Consider the following 25,398-nt stretch of genomic DNA (forward strand, 5'->3'; position numbering starts at 1 on the left):
ACATTTTTGCGAGAGATAAATAGGTAAGCCATACAAGCTATATTTGCCAATTATTGTTTTTATGAAATAATTCTAAGTGGACAATGACATCAAAGCAAGGTTCCCTTTACTTAATAATTACTTTAAAGCCTTTATGGCTACATTTTTATAATTTCACCACGAAGTGGTGCCATTCTAGAGAGAATATCGTTTTGCAAACTATGGCTAATGTTTTGCTCATTCATTGCATTTATAAGCAAATCAACAACATGATTAAAATCTTTCTCTGTAATATGCATACCGGTATGAATTGCCACCATAGAGTCGCCATCGTATGTACATGGGCCTTCTACTAGCATGCACATATGAGTAATAAACCCTTGGCGAAAGTACGCTATATTGCTGTGCTCAAAGTAATGAATTATCTGCTCGTCATTACCTATTTGATAGATAAAGCTATCAACAATTCTGCCTATCCCCGCTTTACCATCGAGCTTTTGATAAAGCGATAATTGTGTTGAGCTAGCACAACTACAAAGCAATCCTACGCATACTATAAAAATACCAACGCTTTTCATTACCAATACCCTGTTACCGATAAATACCAACCTGTTTGATCGTCAGCTCCTGCAATGCTTCCTAAATCAAGGTAAGCCGCTGTCACACTTACGTGCTTATTAGGCATCCATGCTACAAATAAGTCTTTCCAATCTTGTTCGCCTAAGTTTAAGTTATTTGATTTTTGACGATACTCAACACCTACGGCGACTTCACGACTAAAAAATAGTGCTGTGCTGCCTTCAAATAGCACTTTACCACTACCATTTTCTCCACCGTAGCCAAGCAAACCAAGTTGATTAGCTTCGCTGTATCGTGTAGTTACGTTCCAAAACCAGTTATAACCAGCAATAGCCCCCAAATGTAACTTACTAGCAGCGAGGTAGTAGTCAGTGCCGCTAGTATCTTCTGCGCCTACAAGTGTTGCAATACTGCCATCATCCAGTGATTTATGCTGAATACCTAAGCTAAGTTGTGGCCAATCACTGTAAACAATATCGCCATATAAACGTATTTTAGCACCTGTAATTGACTGCTCTATTTCAGCATCAAGTGCTGGTACATCAAAGCGCTGTTGGGCATAACTGAGCTCAACACGATTAAATAAATTAAGTTGTGCACCACATACGTCAAGTGTGTAGTCGGTTACATCTGCGCGGCTACAAAAGCCATTTACCGAAAATTCGTCATCACTTGCGTACCCAGCAAGTTGTGCCCACGGTACAATACCACCGCCGCCACTGCCTTCAATTTGAGAAACTCCCGGCGTAGCTAGCAGTTTTCCATTGCTTGCAATGCTCGGTACACTAATTATTAAAAACAAACTTGCTAATAAGTATTTAATTTTTTTCATAGTATTCCTCCAGCCATTCTTCTAATAGTTCTGCTTTTAAAGGCCTACTTAAGTAATAGCCTTGTGCATGGTCACACTGCATACCTCTAAGTAAATTTAATGAGCCAAGTGTTTCAACCCCCTCAGCTACAACCGAGAAACCTAGCTGATGCCCCAACGTAATTGATGATTGCACTATAAATTGATCTTTTTGCGATTCATCAAGTTTTAGGATAAAGCACTTATCTAGCTTAAGCTCATCAATCGGTAACATTTTTAATCGACCAAGTGATGTTTGCCCTACACCATAATCATCTAATGATATTTTAACGCCAATTGCCTTTAGGTTTTCGAGCGCTTTAATACCTTTTTCTTCGTTTTCGATCATATCGCGCTCAGTAAGCTCAATAGTAATCAGCTTAGGATCTACTTTGTACTTTTTAAGCGTACGAACTAATGCAGCATGAAAGCCCGGAAATGCTATATCTTGCGCAGATACATTTATTGCAGCCTGTAAGTTTATATTTTTAGACTGCCAATCCGCTACTTGTGCTACAACCGTATTAACAACCCACCCTGTAAGCTCAACAATAAGGCCCGACTGCTCAGCTAAGTCAATAAACAGCTCGGGGTTAACCCAACTACCATCTTTTCGCTGCCAGCGAATAAGCGACTCAACTTTATCTATTTTTTGCGATTTCAAATGTAATTTTGGCTGATAAGTCATAAACAATTGACCATCGTCATCACTAATAGCCTGCTTTAATTCATCAAGCATTATTAAGCGCTCTAAGTGCGCCTCGTCTTCACCATTTTGATAATAATGTATGCTCTCTTGTGTGTTTGCAGCACTTTCAACTGCAATTAGCACACGGCGCATTAAGTCATCACTTGCAATACCTTGTGTAGGATACTGCACAATGCCCGCACTAAAGCGTAAATTAATTTTTAGTTTTTGAATGGTGTAGCACGCTTGTAATTGTGCCATTAAGCCAACAATACCGCTTTTGTGTTCACGCGCTGCAGCCGTCGGAAAAACAGTTAAAAACTCATCGCCGCCAATACGGGCATGAAAGCCCCCTAACTCATCCGAAAACTCACTTATTCTGCAAGCAACCGCCTTTAGGCAGTCATCACCAATGCGCGGACCGAGCTTATCGTTTATATGACGAAGACCTTTTATGTCTATTGCAACGAGCGTGTACTCGGCTGATGAATCTAACTCATCATCAAGCACCTCAAGCATGGCTGAGCGGTTATAAAAGCCTGTTAGGGAGTCGTGTCTGGCTTGAAAGCTAATTTGTTGCTCGCGCTGATTAATATCATTACCCATGCTATCAAACGCTGCGACTAGCGTGTCTATTTCGGTACTTTGCCTTCGCCCTTTAAATTCAAAAGCATAATTACCTTGTGCAAATTGCCTTGCTATTACAGCTAGTTGAGTAAGTGGCGTAGTTAAATTATTTGCAAATATGCTGCTCGTAATAACACCTACAAACATAGTTAAAATAGCTAAAATAATAAGTGTAAAAAGAAGTTTTTCGAAGTCACTATAACTTTGTGTTAAATCGGCGCTCAGTAAAATAATTATAGGATGGGTCAACAACGATGGTAAATCTATATCTCGGTTACGATACACCAGATACTCACCAAAAAAACGCGATGTGGTTACGGTACTAAAATAGCTAACAGGTTCAAATTGCTCAGGGCGATTAGCTAATGAGCTAATAACAATATCGTCAGCGCTGCCTATAAAACTTACATCCATGCCTGTTAAGCTTTTTAGTTCATGGGCTACATTGCCATCAATTTTAAAACCCACCAAACTATATGCCACTGTACGTGGCGCTCTTACGGGTAATAAAATAATTTGGTAAAGCTCGTTATTTAGCACCACAAAACTAGACTCTTCTGGCGCACTTAAAAGCTCTTCCATTAACGGCTTTAAGTTATGTGCAAAAGCGTCTTCGTCAGTATTGGCGGAAATTAGCTTACCCGATAAATCAAGTAACAGCATTAATTCGGCATCAATACGCTGACTATGATTAAACAACACACTGCTTATTGTCCCGGCATCTCGCGTTGCTACAGCTTGCTTAAAACCAAAGTCGGAGGTGAGTACTTTTGCTGCGGTTAGTAGTAGGCTTTCTTTTGATTTTAAATATTGCTTATAAACATTTTGCGCTACGGTAATGTCTTGATTTACTTTTTCTTCTTGAAATTTACTCGTAGACCACCAAAAACTAAACAAGCTGACCATAGTGGTTAATAACACTAAGCCAACACATAAAATGGTTATGCGATTTCGTAAACTATTAGTCATTACCAGCCTTAAACTTACTACCAAAGGTATTTCTAGGTGCTGGGGTCGATGTGTTTACTGTTATCTGTAACTGTTTTTGAGAATTAATTGTTATCATTTTTTTATTCTCCAATGGCGCTGTTTGTAAAGGGTGCCACACACTCACTTGTGCAGGCAGCGTATTAATAGGCAAACTAACATAGCCTTTTTTATCTGTTTTATATACGGATTCACTACTCGCTACATAGATATAGCCAACCATAGAGTCATGAATATTACACCCTAAAACAACAACCCCTTGTTGCTCAAACGTAATGGGCTCTTTTGGTTGTCCTGAATATAATCTTAGTTGAAAAGGCTTAGCTTGTGAAAAAGAATAAACATGATGGCGAATATTATCGCTGTTAGGAAAGTTAACTTTTTGACCCTGTTGTACAACTAATAATTCGGGTAAAAACTGCTTATGGACTTGATCCATTATAGCAATGGGCAAATTTGATGGTGTGGCTTGTTTGTCAGCAATATTAAGCTCAACCACTGCACCTGATAACTTTTGGCCGTGTTGATCTTCTATTACTAATTCAATATTCGCACTTAAAGCAAACTGACTAAAAAACAAACCTATAGCTAAAAAGTAATGACTTTTAGCAAACTTTTGAAATGCCCGCTCAAACATAACAACACCTAAATATTAATGTTAGGTTAAGTTAATTAGAGACGAGCACTAATTGCAAGAATTATAGCCCAGTAACTAAAAATAAAGACTTAGTTACTGGCTTTGTTAGCACTTAAGTGCTGCTATTTAACAATTAATCCGTAATCATTATCTAAAATAGTAATGACTTCTTGGCGAGGATTCTCTGGGATCACAATATCTTTACCTACAATTTTGCTCGCTATGCCAACATAGGTATTTGACACTTCAAGCATTACTGATTCTGGTAAAATATAATCTTTTGCTAATTGCTCACGCTCACTCATGCGATCTTTATTTAATAATACGTCGCTCTCTGGCACATTATTAATAAGTAATTGGCGAAAACCTTCTTTAGAATTTTCAACAATTTTACCATTTTTGTATGCTGCTTCATCCCAAATACGTGACGAATCAGGCGTGCCTACTTCATCTATATATATAAGCTGTTGCGCGCCATTTAAATCCTCTACATAACCAAACTCAAATTTTGTATCTACAAAAATTTGGTTAAGCTTCGCTAGCTCATCACTAATTAATTTAAAACCTTCAACTAACAGTTTTTCGTATTTGGTTACGTCATCTGCCGATTTAAAGTTAAATACATCTAAGTTATTAGTAATGTTAGCGCGAGTAATATTTACATCATCAACTGGCGGAATATCAGCAACGCCTTCAATAATACCTTTTGTTGATGGCGTAATTAAAACGTTATCAAGCTTTTGGTTCGCTTTTAAGCCTTCTGGTAAGTCAATACCACAAAAGTTACGTATGCCTTTAGCGTAGTCACGCCACATGCTGCCCGTAATATATTGGCGAGCAATTGCCTCTACTTTTACGGTACTGGCTTTGCGTACAATCCACACATACGGATGCGGAATATCAACAATATGATTACCCGCAAGACCCGCTTTATCAAATAACTTAAACCAATGGGCTGCCACTGAGTTTAACGCTATACCTTTACCTGGTACGCCATTTAAACCATTTTCGCCTTGCCAAATGCAATCAAATGCAGAAATTCGGTCTGAAATAACCATAATCGCAAGCTCAGTACCTGTCGGTACTTGGTAGCCTTTGTCTTTAATTAATCGTGCGCTGTCTTCATCAGTTAACCAATAAACTGAACGAACTTTACCGCTGTGTACTTCACCTTTGGTACGAATGGGTAAATCATCGTTTACGTCTAAAACTTTATAGCTAGTCATGCTATCTCCGGGGTTAGGGATGCTCTTTGAGCAAAGTATGGTATGGGGTTATATGGGCTGTATAATAATCTAGCCAACCTCAAAGCTCAATCGGATGCTTAAAACAAATAAAGGCATATATTTATAAGCGAGTCGCAATGGGGTAAACTTAATGTGCTAACCAGCCTGAGGAGATAGCTTGAACTACTTAACTGCCACTAAAAATAAAAAATACTTAATGTATATTTCTCAGAATTATTCATACGCTATCTTGAGACCTTTGCAGGCGCAAATATTGGCACATGGTGGTGAAGTACGCTGGTTTTTAGCGGGTAGCGAAGTAAACCCCGATTTTTTAACCACAGACGAGCCACGTTTACATACCATAAAAGATGTAAAAAGCTGGGCTCCAAACATTACATTTATACCGGGTAATATAGTACCTAGCTTTATTCCGGGTAAAAAAGTAGCTGTATTTCATGGTTTTAATTCTGAAAAGCGCAGCTCTGAAGGTAATCGTGGTCATTTTACTATTCGTGGTTGTTACGATTTATATTGTACGCAAGGCCCAAATACAACAACCCGATTTAAAGAGCTAGCTAAGCAGCATGGTTTCTTTAAAGTAACTGAAACTGGCTGGCCAACACTCGATCCACTTTTTAGCAATACTTCAAATAATCCTTATGTAAGTGACGACCCTCGCCCTACTTTACTTATATGCTCTACTTTCTCACGAAAGCTATCACTTGCTCCTAAATTATATGAGCAAATAAAACATTTTAGTGAACAAGGTAAGTGGCATATTTTGATGCAGTTTCATCCTAAAATGCCTGCCGAATGGGTTAATAAATACAAAGCGCTGAGTAACGAAAGTCTAACATTTATTGAAACCGATAACGTTTTGCCGTTACTGCAAGCTGCCGATGTTATGCTGTGCGATACATCGTCAGTTCTTTTAATGTTTTTACTACTGCGTAAACCGGTAGTCACGTTTTGTAATCAAAAACCACTTCCTCATTTACTTGATATTACCGACGCTGATGAAGTAGAAGCAGCTATTGAACACGCGCTTACTAAACCTAGTAATTTAATGCAAAATATTGAAAGCTATTGTCAGGAACTTCATCCATATACCGATGGTCAATCTAGCCAGCGCGTATTGAATGCAGCTAATGAATTTTTACAAAGTAACGATAAACTAAAACCCAAGCCACTAAATATAATAAGACAGCTAAAAATGCGCAAAGATCTAAACTACTGGGGTTGGTAACAAGATAATGATAAACCTAAAAAACGTAACTTTTAAGTGGCATAAAAGCGATAGCTCACCCACGCTCAACATAAAAGAGCTAGTTATCGAAAAAGGTGAGCATATTTTTTTACACGGTCCTAGTGGCTCAGGTAAATCGACCTTATTAGCGATTCTTGCTGGCATTAATACAGCCACTAGCGGTGAGGTATCAATTTTAGACAAAAACCTAACTACATTAAGCAATACTACCCGTGATGTTTTTAGAGCGGATCACATTGGCTACATTTTTCAAAACTTTAACCTGCTTCCTTATTTAACTCCTATTGAAAATATAACGCTTGGGTGTGAGTTTTCAAAAAGTCGAAAACAAAAAATATTAAAGCAATCATCAAATAAAAACTCTGCCTTACAAAAAGAAGCGGTGCGGTTATTAAATGCTTTAGGCCTTACTGCGCAGTATCACCATAAAGATGTAGCGACATTGAGTATTGGACAGCAACAGCGCGTTGCTGCAGCTCGCGCATTTATAGGCAGCCCTGAATTAATAATTGCTGATGAGCCCACCTCTGCACTCGATACAAATAACCGTGAAAGCTTTATAAAGTTACTGTTTGAGCAGGCAAAGTTATCTAATAGTACGCTGGTATTTGTGAGCCACGATGAAACACTAAAGCCTTTATTTGACCGCTCCATTGACCTTATAAGCTTGCAGGAACAAGTATGATTCTCGCTAAACTTGCTTACAAAAGCTTATTAAACCGCCGCGCAAGTGTACTGCTTACATTATTTACTATCGCAATTAGTGTAATGCTACTTTTAAGTATTGAACGTGTACGAATTGATGCTAAAAGTAGTTTTAGTAATACTATTTCGGGCACTGATTTAATTGTTGGTGCGCGTACCGGCGACATACAGTTGCTGCTTTCGTCAGTATTTAGAATTGGCCATACTAATAACGGCGTAAGCTGGAAAAGTTATGAATACATAACAAGTCAGCGAGGCGTAAAATGGAGCATACCTATAAGCCTAGGCGACAGCCATAAAGGCCAAGCGGTACTAGGCACAACACTTGATTACTTTAGCCATTATCGCTTTGCAAAAAAACAAAACTTAACCTTTAACAAAGGCCACCCTTTTGCTGCAATTAACGAAGTGGTGCTAGGTAGTGAAGTTGCAAATAAATTAGGTTATAAACTTAACGACTCTATTGTTATATCGCACGGTATGGGGAACACCAGTTTTCATCATCATGACGATAACCCATTTAAAGTCGTCGGTATTTTAAACCCTACTGGCACGCCTGTTGATAAAACGCTGCATATTCCTTTGGCTGCAATCGATTTAATTCACGGCGGTAAAGCGAGCCTTGAGCATGAGCATGAGCATGAGCATGAGCATGAGCATGACGAACATAACAACCTAGTTGGGCATCCAAAACAAATTACGGCATTTTTAATGGGATTCAAATCGCCTTTATACACGCTACAAATTAGGCGTAATATAAATCAATATAAGCCAGAAGCCTTGCTTGGGATTATGCCAACCGTAACACTTAAAGAGTTATGGGAAATGCTCGCCATAGTAGAAAAAATACTTTTGCTATTCTCAGCTGTTGTCGTTTTAATTAGCCTACTTGGCATGCTAACGACATTGCTCGCAAACCTGAGTCAGCGTCGTCGCGAACTTGCTATATTACGTTCGGTAGGCGCTCGCCCTTGGCATTTATTTACACTTATAAGTATTGAGTCACTACTGACCACTTTACTTGGTTGCCTAGCAGGTAGTGTGCTTTACTATTTAGCTATTTTTTCAGCCGGCGGTTACTTACAAAGTCATGCCGGTATAAGCGTAAATATCACAATACTCTCTTACTATGAACTGGGCTTAATCGGCGTTATTATGGCAGCCGGTTTTATTATTGGCTTAATACCCGCTACTCGCGCTTATTTTTATTCACTCAGCGATGGTATGAGTATAAAAGCATAATTTTTAGGGATTTTATGACATTTTTTAAAACAGCTTTTCAGTACATTGCTGCTATTGGCTTATTATTTATAAGCGTAGCGAGTTATGCTAATCCACCAAAAGAAATTTTTTGGGAAGACTTAATCCCTAAAAACCACGTGCAAATAGACACTCAAGCACAAGCTAATCACGAAGGTAGTGATCAAAACTGGGTGCAACCCGATTTAGATGCTCCAGTGGTAAAGGCACTTGATGGCCAATCGGTGAGTTTGCCTGGTTTTGTTGTGCCACTTGAGGGCGATAGCGAAGTAATTACCGAGTTTTTACTCGTTCCTTATTTTGGCGCCTGTATACACGTACCACCACCACCGCCAAATCAAATAGTCCATGTAACAATTAAAGGTGGAGTACCAATAGATAGCCTATACGACGCAATTGTTGTAACTGGAATAATAAGTACTGAAACATGGTCGGGCGAAATAGCGCAGGTAGGATATAAAATGAAAGCGGTCGGTGTAGCACCGTTCGAGCTTTAAAATAAAGGGCCCGCTTTTAAAGCTGGCCCTTAAATATCATTAAATTTAGAATCGATAAAATTCAAATAACTAGATAACTAGATAACTAGATAACTACTTTTGGCAATTTGAGCAAAAAATAGTACTGCGCTGCCCCAATCTAATTTCTTCCAATTCGTTTTCACACGTCATACATGGCTTGCCTTTGCGCCCATATACTAATAACTCTTGAGCAAAATACCCAGGCTTACCATCACTTTGTGCAAAGTCTTTAAGCGTTGTACCACCTTGCATAATGGCCGCAGCAAGCGTGTCTTTTATAATAGGGATAAGTGCTTGATAACGTTTGAGCGATACTTTTCCCGCTTCTCGCTTTGGATGTATACCCGCTTTAAATAACGATTCATTCGCGTAAATATTACCAACACCAACCACCACTGCGTTATCCATAATAAATTGCTTTACGGGTACTTTTTTATTGCGCGACTGTTCGTACACGCGTTTAGCAAAAAAATCATCGGTAAGCGGCTCAGGACCAAGCTTAGAGAGTAGCTTATGCACTTCACCTGGCTCTTGCCATAAGCAGCAACCAAAGCGACGAGGATCATTTAAGCGCAGTGCTTTACCGTTACCAAAAATAAACTCTACGTGGTCATGCTTTTTAAGCGGCTCACTTTTATCTACAACACGTAAATTACCTGACATACCCAAATGTAAAATAGTGCTCCCAAGTTCACAGTGTAAAAGTAAGTATTTAGCTCGTCGTTCAATACTAGTAACAATTAGCCCTTCAAGTTGATACACGTCATCTGGCACTGGCCAGCGCATACTGGCATTGTAAATATTTACCTTTGTAACAACTTGGTTTTGTACGTGGGGAGTGATGCCCATTCGGCTCACTTCTACCTCTGGTAATTCAGGCATTAATTAGACTCACTTTGTGAAAAATCAAAACTAGGAAATAACTGCTGTGCAGTTTTTAAATCGAGTGCGAGTATTCGTTGGCTACTCTTTTCGAGTAAGTAATATTGCCCATCGCCTTTATAAAGCAAATAAACCCAAGGTAAACTCTCGCCAGCCAACTCAAATGTAGCAACATATAAAGGTGCATTAGGATTAAAAACAACAGATTCGTTAACACCCATTAACTGCGCGCTTTGCCATTGGTTAATTAAATCACTAAGTTGCTGCTCAGATGCTTGCCACACAAGCGGTATGTCTTTTTGTAGTGGGGTTGTACGCCAGCTTGTTCCTATTCGCTCAATTTTTTGATCAACAAATTGCAGTGTCAGTACAAAACTTTGCTGGGGGAGTACGGCTTGTAATGTTGGTTTATCCTCCCCTCCCAAAAGTTGCTTATGCCAGCCATTTAAGAAGAAGATCATAATCAACATCGAAAATATTATAACGTTGTTCCAACCTTTACGGCCCAGTCGCATATTAATACACCTAGTAAATTCAAGATTTTAAAGTGTAACTAAAACTTAATTGCGCTGTCTATATGTTAAAGGCCGCAGACTTTGTTAGAATATCGGCAAATTTAAAGGAGTTCCGTCAATGTCTATGTATGTAGTGGGCCATAAAATCCCAGATTCAGATTCTATTTGTGGTGCAATTGCACTGGCTTATTTAAAAAACCAAATCGATGAGCCTGCAATTCCAACTCGTCTTGGTGAAATTTCACCTGAAACTCAATTTATCCTTGATAAATTTGGCTTCGAAGCACCAGAGCTTAAATTAAGCTACGCGGGTGAAGATGTGTATATTGTAGATCACACAGAAAAAACACAAGCACCCGATGATATCGACCAAGCTCGCGTTGTTGGCGTGGTAGATCACCACAAATTAGGTGACTTAACATCATCTACTCCGCTTGAATGTTGGATTCGTCCTGTTGGTTGTTCAAACACCATTATTAAAATGATGTACGACTTCTACAGCGTAGAAATCCCTAAAGACATCGCGGGCATTATGATGTGTGCAATTTTAAGCGACACAGTCATATTTAAATCACCAACATGTACCACTGCCGATATTAAATGTGTTGAAGCGCTAGCTGAAATTGCAGGCGTAGAAGACTTTAAAGAATTGGGTATGGATATGTTCCGCGTTAAATCTGCGGTAGAAGACACACCAGCACGCGATTTAGTAATGCGTGACTTTAAAGATTTCAACATGAACGGTAACCTAGTAGGCATTGGCCAACTAGAAGTAATCGACCTTGCTGTTTTTGACGATATTAAAGCAGACCTTGCAGCCGATATTGCTAAGCTAAAAGTTGAGGGTAATCGCCACTCTGTATTTTTACTGCTTACCGATATAATGAAAGAAGGCTCAGAAATGCTAATTGTATCTGACGATGCAAACTTAGTTGAGCAGGCTTACGGTGTAAAACCAGAGAATGATAAAGTATGGTTAGATGGTGTACTGAGCCGTAAAAAGCAAGTAGTACCACCACTACAAGATGCATTCACAAAAATCTAATGATACCAATTTCATTAAAAACATGATTATTTTATAGCATTAAATAGCTCACTAATTTAATGCTATTGGTATAACGTTTTTTGATTTAAAAGCCTTGTTGGTTATGCCAACGAGGTTTTTTTATATCAATTCACTAATCATATTTTAAAAACAAAAAACCCAGCCTAAGCTGGGTTTTTAAATTCTAAAAGAACTAAAATTACTTAATTTTAGCTTCTTTAAAAAGAACATGTTTACGAATCTTTGGATCAAACTTTTTGATTTCCATCTTCTCAGGCATGTTACGTTTGTTTTTGTCAGTAGTGTAGAAAAAACCAGTACCGGCAGTTGAAACTAAACGGATTTTATCGCGCATGATTCAGATCCTTAAACTTTAACGCCGCGAGCACGGATTTCTGTAAGAACCGTGTCGATGCCTTTTTTATCGATAATACGCATACCTTTAGTAGTAGTGCGTAATGTTACAAAACGTTTTTCACTTTCAACCCAAAAACGGTGTGTTTGTAGGTTAGGTAGGAAACGACGTCTAGTCGCGTTTCTCGCGTGTGAACGGTGATTACCAACCGCAGGACGCTTACCTGTAACTTGACATACTTTAGACATGTCTATATATCTCCAATAACTTCGCTCGAGCTTAATTTAATCTAAGGCCGTGTATTTCCGCCCTAGAGATAAATCGAAGGGCGCTCTTTATACAGCTTTTACAGGCAAAGATCAAACACTGATCTATCCAATCAGCTCATATATGTAAATTTGATAGCGGCTAATTATAAAGATCGAATGCCCTTAGGGAAAGTAAAAACTGCATTTAAATTAAACTAATTTGCCAAAACACGTTAAACAGCTCATTTTTAACACACTTCTGTATCTAACAAAGCTAAATCAGGCCTCGCTCGGCAAACGAAACACACGTTTCTCCACCAACAATGATGTGATCGAGCACACTTATGTCGACCAATTGCAGTGCTTGCTGCAATTTATTAGTAATAAGTTTGTCTGCTTGGCTCGGTTCTGCAATACCACTTGGATGATTATGCGCAAAAATAACAGCGGCTGCATTATTTTTAAGCGCAGCCTTTACCACTTCACGCGGATAAACACTGGCAGAATTAATTGTGCCATAAAAAAGTATTTCATCTTTTACTAATCTATTTTGGCTATCTAGGTATAACACCATAAATACTTCTTGTTGTAAGCCCCGCATTTGAATTGTTAGGTAATCGTAAACTGAGTTTGGCGAATTAAACACGGCGTCTCGTTGGCAACGCTCCTGCATATAACGTTGGCTTAGCTCTAACACAGCTTGTAGCTGAACATACTTAGCGGTCCCTAACCCCTTTTGAGAGCAAAACTCCTCAATGCTGGCATTAAACAAATTATGAAGTGTTTTGTTCTCGTTTAATAAATGCTGAGCCAACTCAATTACATTCATTCCCGGTAACCCTGTTCGTAAAAATATGGCAAGAAGCTCTGCGTCAGTCAGCGCCTTAGCCCCCTTTGCTATGAGCTTTTCACGAGGTCGAAGTGAGTTTGGTAGTGAAGTAAGTTGCATTATTCATCCTTGAGAGGCGAAAGTGTCTTATAAATGTAATGCAAATTTGAAATTTAGCCTGTTATTTCGAATTAAAAAACTTCGCTGTATGGGTAAAGATTTGTTATTTTAAACCCAATATTTAATAAAAACTGATGAACATCTATGACTAACTTAACAAACAAAAAAATTGTACTAGGTATTACCGGCGGTATTGCAGCTTATAAATGTGCAGAACTCGTTAGGCGATTAAAAGACTCTGGTTGTGAAGTAAAAGTAGTTATGACTGAATCAGCTAAACACTTTATTACACCACTGACCATGCAAGCCGTTAGTGGAGAAACAGTCTCTGACTCATTACTAGACCCTTCTGCTGAAGCTTCAATGGGGCATATTGAATTTGCAAAATGGGCTGACTTAATTTTAGTTGCTCCAGCGACGTGTAATATTATTGCTAAAATGGCAGCCGGCATTGCTGACGACCTACTAACAACGTTACTACTAGCAACGCCTGCAAAAGTCGCAGTTGCGCCAGCCATGAACCAGCAAATGTATGCACACGCAGCAACACAAGCTAATTTAGCCACATTAAAAGCACGTAACGTACTTATTTGGGGCCCAGGTAAAGGTGAGCAAGCCTGTGGCGATATAGGCGCTGGACGCATGTTAGAGCCACATGAGCTAGTTGCGCTATGTACAGCAAAAGAGCAACCGCAATTACTTGCAGGAAAAACAATTACAATAACAGCAGGCCCAACACGTGAGCCTCTCGATCCGGTACGTTTTATATCAAATCACAGTTCAGGAAAAATGGGTTATGCACTGGCAGAGGCCGCTTTGCAACTCGGTGCTACGGTTAATTTAATTTCGGGTCCAGTCACTATAAAAGCCCCTACTGGCGTAAACCTTATCAATATAGAAAGCGCTGAGGAGCTATTAACTGAGTCACTTACCTATGCACCACAATCAGATGCATTTATTGGCTGCGCTGCTGTTGCGGATTATCGAGCTGCAAACATTGCGACTCAAAAAATGAAAAAACAAGGCGACGAACTCACCCTTACTTTAACTAAAAACCCTGACGTAATTGCAGCTATTGCAAACCTTACACAAAACCGCCCCTATACGGTTGGATTTGCCGCCGAAACTCAAAATGTAGAAAGCTATGCTAAAGGTAAACTACAAAATAAAAATCTAGATATGATTTGCGCTAATGACGTATCAAAAAGTGGCTTAGGGTTTAATTCCGATCATAATGCTTTAACACTGTACTGGCACAATGAACAACTAGAATTACCAACAACAAGTAAAATAGAAATAGCTCGCAAGGTGATCGAACAGCTGGCTAAACATCTATAAAAAGGCTGGAAACAAACTGAATAAAACATTAACATACGCCAATCATTTGAACAAAAAATGACTAGGGTTCTTAACTGCGCCACTAAGAATAACTAATAAAAAGGAATGTTCATGCCTGCGACAAAAAGAAGTAATCGCAAAGAGCAAATACTGCAAGCACTCGCACAAATGTTAGAAACTAATTTAGGACAACGCATCACCACAGCAAAACTAGCTGCTGAGGTGGGTGTGTCTGAAGCTGCGCTATACCGTCATTTTCCGAGCAAAGCGCGTATGTTTGAGGGCTTAATTGAGTTTATTGAAGATACCCTTTTATCTCGTATAAATATTATTATTGAAAACGAAAAAGAAAGCCAAACGCGCATTTATAACATTCTATTATTACTTCTAACCTTTGCTGAAAAAAACCCAGGCATTACTCGCATTTTAACTGGCGACGCATTACAAGGTGAGCAGGAACGTTTACGCGAGCGGGTACAAAGTCTGTTTGAAAAATTAGAAACTCAGTTTAAACAAGTACTTCGTGAGCGTAAATTACGTGAAGGTAAAAACTTTCAAAGTGATGAGCTTACACTTGCAAACTTTTTACTTGCCTACGTTGAAGGCAAAATGAATCAGTTTGTACGTAGCGACTTTAAAGCAAAGCCAAGTGTTCAATTTGAAAAACAATGGCTTGAGCTACAAAAAATTTGGCTGTAATGTTTGCTAAATTAATAAATTAAATACCAAAAAACGACCTGCGGGTCGTTTTGTCGTATGTAGCTGCCATTTAACTGATCCGCTCGAATTATGAACCAAACTCGTTACAATGAAACAATGTCATAATACGAGAATCAATAATGAAAACAAAACTCACCTTATTAAGCACGGCACTCGTTGCCAGCTTAACTAGCACCGGCATACACGCCAAAGAATCGCTACAATTTAAAGACGTTTTTAGTTTTAAATCAGCTAAAAGCACGCAACTATCTGACAATGGTCAAGTACTCACTTTTAGTGCAACGCCGTATCGTGGAAATGCAACTGGCCAAGTTTACTCACTACAAAGCAATACTCTCATCGCCGAAGTAGAGCGCGGCACTAAGCCTCATATTAATAAAGCCGCTAACTGGGTCGCTTTTACACAAGTACCTACCTTACTTGAAAAAGAAACAACCAAAAAAAAAGACACACTTAAAAACAATCTGGTACTCGTAAACACACAATCAGGTGCTCAACAAAGCTTTGCTGATGTAAAAGATTACACGGTATCTGATGACGGTATGTGGCTTGCTTATCGTTTAAATAAAAAAGACGATGACGCAAAAGTAGAAGATAAAACCGATAGCGCTAAAAACGAAGTAGACAACGCTATCACGCCCGATAAAAAAGATAAGAGCTATGCGCTTGTTATCGTAAATTTATCTGATAAACGCACCCATACAATAGAAAACGTATTTAGCTACGCGATTAACTCAGCCAACAGCCAGCTATTAGTGAGTCAAAGTTACAGCGATGGTAATAACAACCAAATAGCGTTAATTGAGCTAAGTGACTTTAATAGCAGCGTATTAATTGATGAACCGGGCGCAATCGCAAATAAAATAGCATGGCACCCAACTGACAATATTGCAGTGTTTACATTAGGTAACTATGTAAATGATGACACGCGCCGTCGAAGCTACAGTTTACAGCTATATAAAAACGATAAACTTTCAACAATAGCCTCACCTGATAAAACATGGACCCTAGGTAAAACAGCATCCCTTAAATGGTCAGAAAATGGCGAGCGCTTATATTTTGAAAACCATCCAAAATTAGCAGCTAAAGTAAAAGCCAAAGAATATACCGACGAAGCCTCACTATACGATTTTGACACCATTGTTGAACACAAAGGTCTTAATGTATGGCACAACAACGATGCGCAAATAAAACCACGTGAAGAGCAGCAATGGAACGAAGTTAATAAAAATCGCCATTACAGTGCGGTGTATCACGTTAACTCGCAAAAAGTGGTACAGCTAAGTACCACTAATATGCCTGAGGTTGCACTAAACCCTCAGCGAGATGTATCTTTACTTGGCTCATCTAACATTCCCTACTTAGAAAAAATAATGTACGGCGGTTTTTTTGCTGATTACTTTGCAGTAAATATAAACACCGGTAAACAAACTCCCATTATTAGTAGCTACCCGTTTAAACCGAGCCTTGCACCTAATGGTGAGTTTGCGGCTTATTTTAGCGATAGCCAAATACAGTTAAAAGATTTAAAAAATAATAAAGTAACACCGCTTACAAAAGCGATTCAGGCAACCTTTGCTGATGATAAACACGACTACCCATCTACTCAACCTGGTTATGGTTTTGCTGGTTGGATGACCGATAGCAGCCAAGTGCTTGCTTATAGTAAATACGATATTTGGGCATTTGACGTAAAAACGCAGCAAGCTAAACGCCTAACTAATGGTAAGCAAAGCAATACGCAGTACCGTGTTATTAAGCTTGATAAAACCCAAGTGGGCTTTAAAAAAGGCGATACATTACTTGTCTCTGCTATTAACTTACAAACTAAACAAAACGAAGTGGCAAAGCTCGACTTAACCACTAACACACTAACTAACGTGCTTAGCGGTAATAAACGCTTTGATATGGTTAAAAAAGCCAAAAAGGCTGACAAGTACTTATTCACCTCGCAAACTTATAGCCAATTTCCTGATTACTACCAAACAGATTTTAGCTTTAGCGCACCAAAACAAGTGACTACCCTAAACCCACAAATTAGTAATTTTGCCTGGGGCGAAAAGCCAGAACTAATAAGCTATAAAGGCTTTGACGGTGAAGATTTACAAGGTGTATTAATAAAACCAGCGGGCTATAAAAAAGGCGATAAAGTACCTGTGGTTGTGTATTTTTATCGTTACATGAGTCAGCGCATGTTTGATTTTCCTAAAATGGAATTAAACCATCGCCCTAACTTCCCTATGTTTACCTCAAACGGTTATGCGGTATTTTTACCTGATATTCGTTTTGAAATAGGTCACCCGGGTAAATCGTCAACGCAAACCATGATAAACGCCACCCAAAAATTAATAGATTTAGGCATAGCCGACCCAGATAAAATAGGCTTACAAGGTCACTCTTGGGCAGGTTATCAAAGTGCGTTTATGATAACCCAAACAGATATGTTTAAAGCGGTTGTATCTGGCGCACCAGTATCAAACATGACAAGTGCTTACAGTGGCATACGTTTAAAATCGGGCCTTGCTCGTCAATTTCAATACGAAACAGGACAAAGCCGTATTGGCAAAAACTTATTTGAAGCACCAGAACTTTACATAGAAAACTCACCAGTATTTTTTGCAGACAAAGTTAATACGCCTATCTTAATAATGTCTGGCGACAAAGATGATGCAGTACCTTGGCATGAAAGCGTACAGTATTATTTAGCGCTACGCCGTGCAGGAAAAGACGCTACATTTTTACAATACGAAGGTGAACCACACCACTTGAAAAAGTTTCCTAATCAGGTCGATTTTTCAGTGCGTATGATGCAGTACTTTGATCATTACTTAAAAGGCAAACCAGCTGCAAAATGGATGACACAAGGCGAGGCATTCGTTGAAGAGTAAATAACCCAAACAAAAAAGCCGATATTGCATAAAACAATATCGGCTTTTTTGTTTTTAAAATTTGTATTTCTTATGCCAATTCGCTTAATTAAATAAGCTATTTTGAGGCTGGAAAAACGTGTTGATAGCTAGGCAAAAAATTCGATATTTAGTTGTTCTAAATGAGAACTTTTTAACGCAGGTAGCGACACGTTTAGCCCCGCAAAATGATTAAGTATTATTGCGGATTGGTATTAAGCTACAAACACAATTCTCTAAATGGCAATGTGGCTGCGCCAATTGATACCGGAAAGTTATCAATATTAGAAACCACCAGCTTTGGCATAGGGCGCTTAGCGCCACGTCTAAATTGTGCATAAACCTCAGTTCGTGCAATAACTTTTTCAGCCAACTCTTTTGGAATATGGCCACCAATAATAATCGCTTCAGCATCTAATAATGCAGAGCAACAGGTTGCCACTAAATCAAATGAGTCTTGAACTTTAAACAGCCACTCTTCAACGCCAGGCCAATCGGGGTCAAAGTTGTCATGCAGGTCGTAAATAGAAGTAACCGCTACGCCATTTTTTTTCAAAATACGTTTTAGTAATTCAAGATTAGGGTGGGCATATAATTTAGGCGGTAGCATGTCGCCAAGCTCACCTGCGTTTCCGTATGTACCGCGCAGTACGTCGCCATTATTTACAATACCACCACCAAATGCGGCCGACACAAACATATAAACAAAGTTTTTATACTCACGCCCAATACCAGCAACACCTTCACCTGCGGCTGCGCCTGTAGCATCGTTAACAACCCAAGTTGGGAGCTGAAAATGCTGCGACACAATATCGATAATATCAACCTGCGACCACTCTTCTAGCATATGGTGGGTATTCATTTTTCCATCCATTGAGCTAAAAAAACCAGAGATACCCACGCCCATTCCCAGTACTTTTTCACTTGGAATGTCACGCTCAGCGCTTATTTCTTCCACCAGCTTTTGTGCACATTTAAGCACATTATTAATGCTCATATCCGACATTAGCTGCATATGGGTGTAAACCACCTTTCCCGTAAAATCCATTACAGCAAGCGAAATAGCATCAAGCAAAATAGCTAAGCCAAAGGTAAATCCGTAATCGGGGTTAAGAGCAATGCCAAACCCCGGCTTACCTTTTTTATTAGGAATGAGCGTATCGCTTTGTACAATTACACCGTGCTGGGTTAACGACTTAAGTAAACGCGACACAGTTTGCTGTGGAATACGAGTTGCGCTCACAATATGACTTTGAGTTACGCACTTTTCCCAAAACACCACTTTTATAATATCGCGCTCAATATCTTGAAATAGCTTTTCGCCTTTTCCAAGCTCAAAACCAGAGCGTAATAAGTTACTGTTGTTTAACGAAAACATAGGTATTAACCCTAACAAAATTGGAGCACAAGATTACGTGAAACCATTATAAAGAACAAGTGGGCAAACTGCGCCTACTCAATCACTATCACTCTAAAATCGTTCACATTTGTGTTAGTTGGCCCAGTAATAATTAAATCATCAATTGCTTTAAAAAACTGATGGCTATTATGTCCTTCTAATTGCGCTTGAAGGCTCTCTCCTGCGCTTTGTGCCCGTATAACCGTTGTGCTATTTATGTAAGCACCCGCTACATCTTTACTACCATCTACACCATCTGTATCACAAGCAAGTGCGTAAATACCCGCTTCGCCATTAAGTGCCTCAGCCAACGCCATTAAGTATTCTTGATTGGGCCCGCCATCGCCATAAACATCAGCAACGGTTACTGTAAGCTCGCCACCTGAGAACAACATAACGCGCTTGCCTTGGGCTTTTTGCTCAAGAGCGATAGCCGCATGTTGCTTTGCAACTTCTTTAGCCTCGCCTTGAATATCATACCCTAGTACCTGGGTTTCCCAGCCTTCGTGCTGTGCAACACTTATAGCGCTATCAATAGCATGCTGCGCATTTGCAACAATAAAGTACTCACCCACGGTATCAGCAACTCGTTCTTGCTCTGGTTTTAATAAATGCGCTTCAACCTCTGCAATTACCGGCCAATTGTACTTTTGTAAAATAGCCAGTGCATCGGCTTTAGTACTGCCATCGCTAATAGTAGGGCCCGATGCTATATCACTTGGTTTGTCCCCTACTACATCTGAAATAATGAGCGTAACGTAATTAGACTTAGCGGCCTGCGCTAACTTACCGCCTTTAACAAGTGACAACTGCTTACGCACTACATTTATTTCATCAACGCTTGCACCACTTCTAAGTAAAAACTGATTAAGCTTTTGCTTTTGTGAAAAAGGCACATCATCAACAGGTAGGCACATCAACGACGAACCGCCCCCCGAAATAATAAACAAAATAGGAATATCAGCCGGATTATTTCTTACAAGCTCCAATAACTCTTTGCCAGCAGCTAAGCTGTTATCGTCTGGTGTTGGGTGGTTTGCACTAAGCACTTTAATTCGCCCAGTATCGCCGCTACTTTCGTAGCCATAACGCGTTACCACTGCGCCAAAACATTTATCACCATAAAAGCGATTAACTTCGGCGGCCATTTCAGCGGCGGCTTTACCCGCCCCCACTACACATAAACCTTTGCTTGCATCTATATTTTCTAAATACTTACTCATGCAAGCACTCGGTTTACAGGCATTTATCGCAGTGGTAAATAAATCAATTAAAAACGACTTTTTAGAATCCATTAGTCACAGCTCACGAAAAAATTGAAGGAATAGCTAAACAAATTAATATCATCACAATAAACATGCTAAGTAGCATAACGATATCTTTGCCAGTTAAAATTGAGTTTGATACTGTCTCGGCATTTTGTACTTTTGTTACTTCGTTTACCTCTCTTGGAATTAAACGACTCGTAACATAAATAATCACAGCAGCGCTTACAAAACCGATAAAATTCCACCAAAACCAGAAAATATCAGGCGCAAATACCGACACCAACAAGTTAATTAATACACCACTAATTAAGCCAATATTGGCATGCAATGCAGCACTGCGTTTACTTAGTACAGCAACTAAAAATACTGCCAGTATTGGGCCATAAAATAACGAGCCGACTTTGTTAATAGCTTCAATAATGGTCGGCGCTATGTCACCGGCAAAAAGTGATAGTACTAAGGTAATTGCGCCCCATGCTAAACCTAAGTATTTAGCTAACTTTAAGTAAGATGGTTGGTCTAGCTCTTTATTAGATATACGGCTGTAATCTTCAATACTTACCGCCGAAAGTGAATTAATTGCAGAGCTAAGTGACGACATCGCTGCCGACAAAATAGCGACAACCAATAAACCAATTAAGCCATGCGGTAGGTAATCTAAAATAAATATAGGCATCATCCAATCAGGGTTATCTGCTGGAATTTTTGCTAAAAATTCAGGGTTACTCATTGCCAGAGTGCCAACAATTAAACCCGACACGCAATATAAAATAGTAATAGGAAAGCGCACTACACCATTTGCTAAAATCATGTAGCGTAGGTTTTTAGGATCTTTTGCACTGAGCGCACGTTGCGCTTGCGTTTGGTCACACCCATAGTAAGAAGCGTAAAGTACCACACCACCAAAAATCATCGGTAAAAAGCCAAAGCCATCACCACTAAAACCAAATGAGTCAAACTTAATCGCTTCTAATCGGCTCGAATCAACATTGGCAATAAAGGTATCAACCCCACCCAAGTGATATAGTCCAAACCCAATACAAGCAATAGTACCCAATACAATGATGATCATTTGAATCGCATCACCGTACACTACGGCTTTCATCCCGCCTTGCAGTGAATATAAAACGGTTATAACACCAGTTAGTACAATAGCTTGCCATGCTTCTATTCCCATGGTGCCTTGTAAAATAAGCGATACCGCGTAAATCATAATGCCGGTCGCAAACGCACGGCTAAATTGAAAAACCACACTAATAAGTACACGGGTTGAGCGCCCAAAGCGCATCTCTAGATAGTCGTAAATACTGACAATGCCGCTTTTATAAAGCTTGGGTAAAATAGTCGCTAAAATTAAAATCATCGCCAGCGGAACACCCAGCTCATACGAGAGCCATTGCATACCACCACCTTCACGCAAACCAACAAATGCAGGAGCTGAAATAAAGCTAATAGCCGAAAGCTGAGTGGCCATTACCGACAAAGCCAAAGGTTTCCACCCTAAGCTTTTACCCCCTAAAAAGTAATCATTTTTATTGGTTTGTTCGCGTAGCATAAATCCCATTACCAATAAGGCACCAAGATAAAGAGCAACTATTGAAAAATCTAATATATTCATAATTAATTCGCGTATTCACAATATGAAAACACTGCGCCTTTTCAAAAATAAAATACCAAATGGCTACCTGCCCTTATCTTTTTAATAAACGAGCCTAGTCAAAAAGATAAACCTGTAGCTAACTTAGCTGAAAAATGCATCACAATGCAAAAAACCTATTAACCCCAAAGTGAGTTAATAGGCATAAAGCATTTATTTAAAAGTCGTATTTAACTCTTAAAGTAACGCGTCGTGGGAGAATTGGGCGACCGACAAAGTATGGGTTATCTGCCGTTTGGCTATTACCTAGACGAGGTGAACCTTCAGTAACACCGTCAGAATCAAACAGGTTAAATACCCCAACGCTTAAGCGTACTGTTTGCTCTGGTGCAACTTGCCAGTTATAGCCTGCATCAAATCTAAATAAGTGGAATGAATCAAGTTCTACCGAGTTTGAGTCGTTAGCATAGTTTTTACCGGTAAAGTTATGGTAAATCGATGCATCCCAGTTATCTGCGGTGTAGCTAATAGATGAGTTAAATAATATTTTTGGTTTACGACGTAATTCGTTACCAATAATAGAAGGGTCTGAGTCAAATTCAGTAAATTCGTGATCGGTATAGGTCATATTGGCATCAACAGCCCACTCATCGGTAATATCGTAACGACCGGTAAGCTCAACACCCGTTGCTTTAGTTGATTGCATAACTGGCAGCTCTAATACGCCCCCATTACCATCATTTACAAAGTCTACGCTGCGTCTGTCTTTTAAGTCAGTTCTAAATAACGCAATGCTGCCGCTAAAGTCGTTATCAAAAAACTTAACACCTAGCTCGCCTTGCTCAACAATTTCAGCTTCATAGCTGGCAGGCTCGCCTAAATCATTGAACTGAATACCTCTAATTTCTGGGAAGAAAAACCCGCGAGATGCATTGGCATATACATTTAAATTATCAGTTAAGCGATATAACGCCGCCCCTGATACAGCAAATTCAGACGTGTCGACTTCGCCGTAAGTCATTACACCACTGCCCGTAGTGTTAACTTGTAAGTTAGGTGCAAGCGTCGGATCATCAGAAATCTGAACTACTTGGCTGCCTTCGCGACTAATTTTGCCTTCAATTTCTTCGTAGCGAACACCAAAGTCAAAAATCCAGTCGTCACTTTCCATTTGATCCGCTACGTACAATGCTCGGCGGGTAGCGCTAATGGTTTGATTAGTATAAGAAATGCCTGGGCCACTAATACCATTTTGTGTGTACTGAACCTCGTCGCCATTAACATCTGTATACGTTAAGTCGATTAAGCGAGGGTTGTTATTAAATTCACCTAAATAAGTTGTAATAACGTTATCGTCGTCGGCTTCACTGTGCGAGAAAAATGTACCAACTGTAATATCGTGGCTAAAATCACCTACAAAAATACTTTTGATGATATTAAACTCTGCAGAAAAATCTTCAGCTGGGCGATCGCGGTCTAAAATACGGTTAGCAAATAGTAAGTCATCACTTGCAAGTGCGACACCTGAATTAACATAAGAAAACTCAGCACCGCTTGCATCACCTAGCCCTCTATTAGCTAAAAAGTCGTCTTGGCTTTCAGGTACATTAATAATACCGTCGCCGTCTAAAAATAGATTAAATTCGTGTTGGTATTTAGCGTATTTACTGCGCATATTAATGGCAAAATCGTTAGCGAGCTCTTTTTCAAACACCACTGAAATAGAGCCACCTTTAGTAACTACACCATCGCTGATTGGCGATTCATAACGACCATTTGCTGTATCGTACGTTAAGTTAGATACTTGCGCCGTTTGCAGTGATTCGACTTCACGACCATCGTTACCAATTAAGCGCTCGCGGCTGTCGCCATCAAGTGGAATAGGTAAGTAAAACTGCGCTTGGTCGTCAATGTACTGTCCGTAAACAGTAAATGAGCCAGAGCCATCATCAAATTCTTTACGAATATTACCACGCAACTGTGTACCTTTAGTCTCAAGGCCTGTATCTAAAGGGCCCTCGTCGTAACGGTAAAAACCAGAAAGCGCATAATATAAGCCGTCTTCGTTAAGCGGGCCGCTCGTTGCAAAATCTAAGCGTGTACGCCCTTGGTCAGAAAGCTCCATTTGTACGGTACTTTGCGGATCATCACTGCCCGTTTTAGAAATATAGTTAATAATGCCGGCCACAGAGCCTTGGCCAAATAAATTAGATACACCACCACGCACAAACTCTACGCGTTCAATACCCAAATCATTACGGTAATACACATCAAACGCCGATGAGTTCAAACCAAAAACACTCAGCGTAGGTGAACCATCATAAGATAGCGGCGTAAATTGAAACTGACCCGATGAAGGTAAGCCTCTTACTTGTAGGTTAGTAGCGACTTCACCGCCACCGCCTTCTACTTTAATACCCGGAATATAGCGAAGCACATCCGCTTGGCTACTTGAAGACAGCTTTACCAGCTCGTCTTCGCTAATAGATGTTACTGATTGTGGAGTGTCTGAAATAACACGCCCTTTACTGGTACCAGAGACGATAATACGCTCAACGTTGTTAGCTTTTTTTGCTGTATCTGGTGCAGCTTCTTCTGCTGCATAAGCGCCCTGTGCAAGGCATAAAGATACAATAGAGGCGATCGTTGTTTTATTCACGGGTATTCTCCAATTGTGCTAGTTGTCTGTGTGTATTTACTTAGAGTGTGGCTAAGCAAAGCCGAAATAATCAAGTAAACATGTTAGTTTTTTGTTACTTCGAACAGGATTTAAGCACAGAAAAAAAACATTTACAACCCATAATGAGTGCTTTAATATTATCCAAATCGGAAATAACACACAAAGAGCAC

22 protein-coding genes are annotated in these 25,398 nt (G+C 39.5%); 8 read left to right on the forward strand and 14 right to left on the reverse strand.

Annotation, left to right across the window (positions count from 1 at the left end):
* Positions 1-137: 137 nt before the first annotated feature.
* The 5 genes from GQR38_RS06745 to GQR38_RS06765 form a co-directional block, all read right to left on the reverse strand.
* The gene (locus GQR38_RS06745; RefSeq protein WP_007581961.1) at positions 138-557 is read right to left on the reverse strand and encodes a group 1 truncated hemoglobin; all 420 of its coding nucleotides are present in this window, start codon (positions 555-557) and stop codon (positions 138-140) included.
* Positions 557-1,390 (reverse strand): DUF3034 family protein, encoded by an 834-nt coding sequence (locus GQR38_RS06750; RefSeq protein WP_007581959.1) that lies wholly within the window; start codon positions 1,388-1,390, stop codon positions 557-559. The genes GQR38_RS06745 and GQR38_RS06750 overlap by 1 nt, the downstream gene beginning before the upstream one ends.
* Positions 1,377-3,692, reverse strand: a complete 2,316-nt coding sequence (locus GQR38_RS06755; protein ID WP_165722143.1) for an EAL domain-containing protein — start codon at positions 3,690-3,692, stop codon at positions 1,377-1,379. Before GQR38_RS06755 ends, GQR38_RS06750 begins: the two co-directional genes overlap by 14 nt.
* Positions 3,685-4,347 (reverse strand): methylamine utilization protein, encoded by a 663-nt coding sequence (locus tag GQR38_RS06760; protein ID WP_101163688.1) that lies wholly within the window; start codon positions 4,345-4,347, stop codon positions 3,685-3,687. Before GQR38_RS06760 ends, GQR38_RS06755 begins: the two co-directional genes overlap by 8 nt.
* A 122-nt stretch (positions 4,348-4,469) precedes the next feature.
* A complete protein-coding gene (locus tag GQR38_RS06765) occupies positions 4,470-5,573 on the reverse strand; it encodes a phosphoribosylaminoimidazolesuccinocarboxamide synthase (protein ID WP_010553317.1) in 1,104 nt (367 codons plus the stop codon).
* Positions 5,574-5,751: 178 nt separating this feature from the next.
* Between GQR38_RS06765 and GQR38_RS06770 the strand changes: the two genes are divergently transcribed.
* Genes GQR38_RS06770 through GQR38_RS06785 form a run of 4 tightly spaced genes read left to right on the forward strand, consistent with a single transcriptional unit; the run spans position 5,752 to position 9,305 of the window.
* The gene (locus GQR38_RS06770; RefSeq protein WP_206006082.1) at positions 5,752-6,822 is read left to right on the forward strand and encodes a CDP-glycerol glycerophosphotransferase family protein; all 1,071 of its coding nucleotides are present in this window, start codon (positions 5,752-5,754) and stop codon (positions 6,820-6,822) included.
* A 7-nt stretch (positions 6,823-6,829) separates the two neighbouring features.
* Positions 6,830-7,528, forward strand: coding sequence for an ABC transporter ATP-binding protein (locus tag GQR38_RS06775; protein WP_165722144.1), 699 nt, complete (start codon positions 6,830-6,832; stop codon positions 7,526-7,528).
* Entirely contained in the window at positions 7,525-8,790 is a 1,266-nt protein-coding gene (locus tag GQR38_RS06780; RefSeq protein WP_165722145.1) for an ABC transporter permease, read from the forward strand. Before GQR38_RS06775 ends, GQR38_RS06780 begins: the two co-directional genes overlap by 4 nt.
* A 14-nt stretch (positions 8,791-8,804) precedes the next feature.
* Complete coding sequence (locus tag GQR38_RS06785; protein WP_007581943.1) at positions 8,805-9,305, forward strand: DUF3299 domain-containing protein; 501 nt, start codon at positions 8,805-8,807, stop codon at positions 9,303-9,305.
* A gap of 93 nt (positions 9,306-9,398) precedes the next feature.
* Here the strand turns inward: GQR38_RS06785 and mutM are convergent, their stop codons facing one another.
* On the reverse strand, positions 9,399-10,208 hold the full coding sequence (gene mutM, locus GQR38_RS06790) for a bifunctional DNA-formamidopyrimidine glycosylase/DNA-(apurinic or apyrimidinic site) lyase (RefSeq protein ID WP_007581941.1): 810 nt from the start codon (positions 10,206-10,208) through the stop codon (positions 9,399-9,401).
* Positions 10,208-10,723 carry a hypothetical protein gene (locus tag GQR38_RS06795; protein WP_007581940.1) on the reverse strand — a complete coding sequence of 172 codons (516 nt, stop codon included), beginning with the start codon at positions 10,721-10,723 and terminating at the stop codon, positions 10,208-10,210. Before GQR38_RS06795 ends, mutM begins: the two co-directional genes overlap by 1 nt.
* A 118-nt stretch (positions 10,724-10,841) precedes the next feature.
* Here GQR38_RS06795 and GQR38_RS06800 point away from each other — a divergent pair, with 118 nt between their 5' ends.
* A complete protein-coding gene (locus GQR38_RS06800) occupies positions 10,842-11,768 on the forward strand; it encodes a manganese-dependent inorganic pyrophosphatase (protein WP_007581938.1) in 927 nt (308 codons plus the stop codon).
* A 199-nt stretch (positions 11,769-11,967) separates the two neighbouring features.
* Here the strand turns inward: GQR38_RS06800 and rpmG are convergent, their stop codons facing one another.
* From rpmG to radC, 3 genes are all read right to left on the reverse strand, one after another.
* Complete coding sequence (rpmG, locus tag GQR38_RS06805) at positions 11,968-12,123, reverse strand: 50S ribosomal protein L33 (protein ID WP_004335545.1); 156 nt, start codon at positions 12,121-12,123, stop codon at positions 11,968-11,970.
* A gap of 11 nt (positions 12,124-12,134) precedes the next feature.
* Entirely contained in the window at positions 12,135-12,371 is a 237-nt protein-coding gene (gene rpmB, locus GQR38_RS06810; RefSeq protein WP_004335549.1) for a 50S ribosomal protein L28, read from the reverse strand.
* 274 nt (positions 12,372-12,645) lie between these two features.
* Positions 12,646-13,320, reverse strand: a complete 675-nt coding sequence (gene radC, locus GQR38_RS06815) for a DNA repair protein RadC (protein WP_007581936.1) — start codon at positions 13,318-13,320, stop codon at positions 12,646-12,648.
* A gap of 144 nt (positions 13,321-13,464) precedes the next feature.
* Here radC and coaBC point away from each other — a divergent pair, with 144 nt between their 5' ends.
* The 3 genes from coaBC to GQR38_RS06830 all read left to right on the forward strand — a co-directional run bounded on the left by coaBC (position 13,465) and on the right by GQR38_RS06830 (position 18,266).
* Entirely contained in the window at positions 13,465-14,658 is a 1,194-nt protein-coding gene (coaBC, locus tag GQR38_RS06820; RefSeq protein ID WP_165722146.1) for a bifunctional phosphopantothenoylcysteine decarboxylase/phosphopantothenate--cysteine ligase CoaBC, read from the forward strand.
* A 111-nt stretch (positions 14,659-14,769) separates the two neighbouring features.
* Positions 14,770-15,357, forward strand: a complete 588-nt coding sequence (slmA, locus tag GQR38_RS06825) for a nucleoid occlusion factor SlmA (RefSeq protein ID WP_007581932.1) — start codon at positions 14,770-14,772, stop codon at positions 15,355-15,357.
* 140 nt (positions 15,358-15,497) lie between these two features.
* Positions 15,498-18,266 carry a prolyl oligopeptidase family serine peptidase gene (locus GQR38_RS06830; RefSeq protein WP_165722147.1) on the forward strand — a complete coding sequence of 923 codons (2,769 nt, stop codon included), beginning with the start codon at positions 15,498-15,500 and terminating at the stop codon, positions 18,264-18,266.
* Between the two features lie 238 nt (positions 18,267-18,504).
* Here the strand turns inward: GQR38_RS06830 and GQR38_RS06835 are convergent, their stop codons facing one another.
* The 4 genes from GQR38_RS06835 to GQR38_RS20680 form a co-directional block, all read right to left on the reverse strand.
* Entirely contained in the window at positions 18,505-19,662 is a 1,158-nt protein-coding gene (locus GQR38_RS06835) for an ROK family transcriptional regulator (protein ID WP_007586058.1), read from the reverse strand.
* A 74-nt stretch (positions 19,663-19,736) separates the two neighbouring features.
* Positions 19,737-20,978, reverse strand: coding sequence for a DUF4147 domain-containing protein (locus tag GQR38_RS06840; protein ID WP_165722148.1), 1,242 nt, complete (start codon positions 20,976-20,978; stop codon positions 19,737-19,739).
* A 10-nt stretch (positions 20,979-20,988) separates the two neighbouring features.
* Positions 20,989-22,569, reverse strand: a complete 1,581-nt coding sequence (locus GQR38_RS06845; protein WP_010553326.1) for a sodium:solute symporter — start codon at positions 22,567-22,569, stop codon at positions 20,989-20,991.
* A 196-nt stretch (positions 22,570-22,765) separates the two neighbouring features.
* On the reverse strand, positions 22,766-25,207 hold the full coding sequence (locus GQR38_RS20680) for a TonB-dependent receptor (protein WP_010553327.1): 2,442 nt from the start codon (positions 25,205-25,207) through the stop codon (positions 22,766-22,768).
* Between the last annotated feature and the right edge of the window lie 191 nt (positions 25,208-25,398).

Origin of the sequence: Pseudoalteromonas sp. c7(2019), assembly GCF_011378625.1 — a bacterium.
GTDB classification, from domain to species: Bacteria; Pseudomonadota; Gammaproteobacteria; order Enterobacterales; family Alteromonadaceae; genus Pseudoalteromonas; species Pseudoalteromonas arctica.

Excerpts from the sequence above, each read along its gene's own strand:
- GQR38_RS06755 (WP_165722143.1), bottom strand. The coding sequence starts at position 3,692 with ATGACTAATAGTTTACGAAATCGCATAACCATTTTATGTGTTGGCTTA.
- rpmB (WP_004335549.1), bottom strand. The coding sequence starts at position 12,371 with ATGTCTAAAGTATGTCAAGTTACAGGTAAGCGTCCTGCGGTTGGTAAT.
- GQR38_RS06760 (WP_101163688.1), bottom strand. The coding sequence starts at position 4,347 with ATGTTTGAGCGGGCATTTCAAAAGTTTGCTAAAAGTCATTACTTTTTA.
- GQR38_RS06830 (WP_165722147.1), top strand. The coding sequence starts at position 15,498 with ATGAAAACAAAACTCACCTTATTAAGCACGGCACTCGTTGCCAGCTTA.
- GQR38_RS06835 (WP_007586058.1), bottom strand. The coding sequence starts at position 19,662 with ATGTTTTCGTTAAACAACAGTAACTTATTACGCTCTGGTTTTGAGCTT.
- GQR38_RS06795 (WP_007581940.1), bottom strand. The coding sequence starts at position 10,723 with ATGCGACTGGGCCGTAAAGGTTGGAACAACGTTATAATATTTTCGATG.
- GQR38_RS06775 (WP_165722144.1), top strand. The coding sequence starts at position 6,830 with ATGATAAACCTAAAAAACGTAACTTTTAAGTGGCATAAAAGCGATAGC.
- GQR38_RS06765 (WP_010553317.1), bottom strand. The coding sequence starts at position 5,573 with ATGACTAGCTATAAAGTTTTAGACGTAAACGATGATTTACCCATTCGT.
- GQR38_RS06845 (WP_010553326.1), bottom strand. The coding sequence starts at position 22,569 with ATGAATATATTAGATTTTTCAATAGTTGCTCTTTATCTTGGTGCCTTA.
- slmA (WP_007581932.1), top strand. The coding sequence starts at position 14,770 with ATGCCTGCGACAAAAAGAAGTAATCGCAAAGAGCAAATACTGCAAGCA.
- radC (WP_007581936.1), bottom strand. The coding sequence starts at position 13,320 with ATGCAACTTACTTCACTACCAAACTCACTTCGACCTCGTGAAAAGCTC.
- mutM (WP_007581941.1), bottom strand. The coding sequence starts at position 10,208 with ATGCCTGAATTACCAGAGGTAGAAGTGAGCCGAATGGGCATCACTCCC.
- GQR38_RS06840 (WP_165722148.1), bottom strand. The coding sequence starts at position 20,978 with ATGGATTCTAAAAAGTCGTTTTTAATTGATTTATTTACCACTGCGATA.
- GQR38_RS06780 (WP_165722145.1), top strand. The coding sequence starts at position 7,525 with ATGATTCTCGCTAAACTTGCTTACAAAAGCTTATTAAACCGCCGCGCA.
- GQR38_RS06750 (WP_007581959.1), bottom strand. The coding sequence starts at position 1,390 with ATGAAAAAAATTAAATACTTATTAGCAAGTTTGTTTTTAATAATTAGT.
- GQR38_RS06745 (WP_007581961.1), bottom strand. The coding sequence starts at position 557 with ATGAAAAGCGTTGGTATTTTTATAGTATGCGTAGGATTGCTTTGTAGT.
- rpmG (WP_004335545.1), bottom strand. The coding sequence starts at position 12,123 with ATGCGCGATAAAATCCGTTTAGTTTCAACTGCCGGTACTGGTTTTTTC.
- coaBC (WP_165722146.1), top strand. The coding sequence starts at position 13,465 with ATGACTAACTTAACAAACAAAAAAATTGTACTAGGTATTACCGGCGGT.
- GQR38_RS06800 (WP_007581938.1), top strand. The coding sequence starts at position 10,842 with ATGTCTATGTATGTAGTGGGCCATAAAATCCCAGATTCAGATTCTATT.
- GQR38_RS06785 (WP_007581943.1), top strand. The coding sequence starts at position 8,805 with ATGACATTTTTTAAAACAGCTTTTCAGTACATTGCTGCTATTGGCTTA.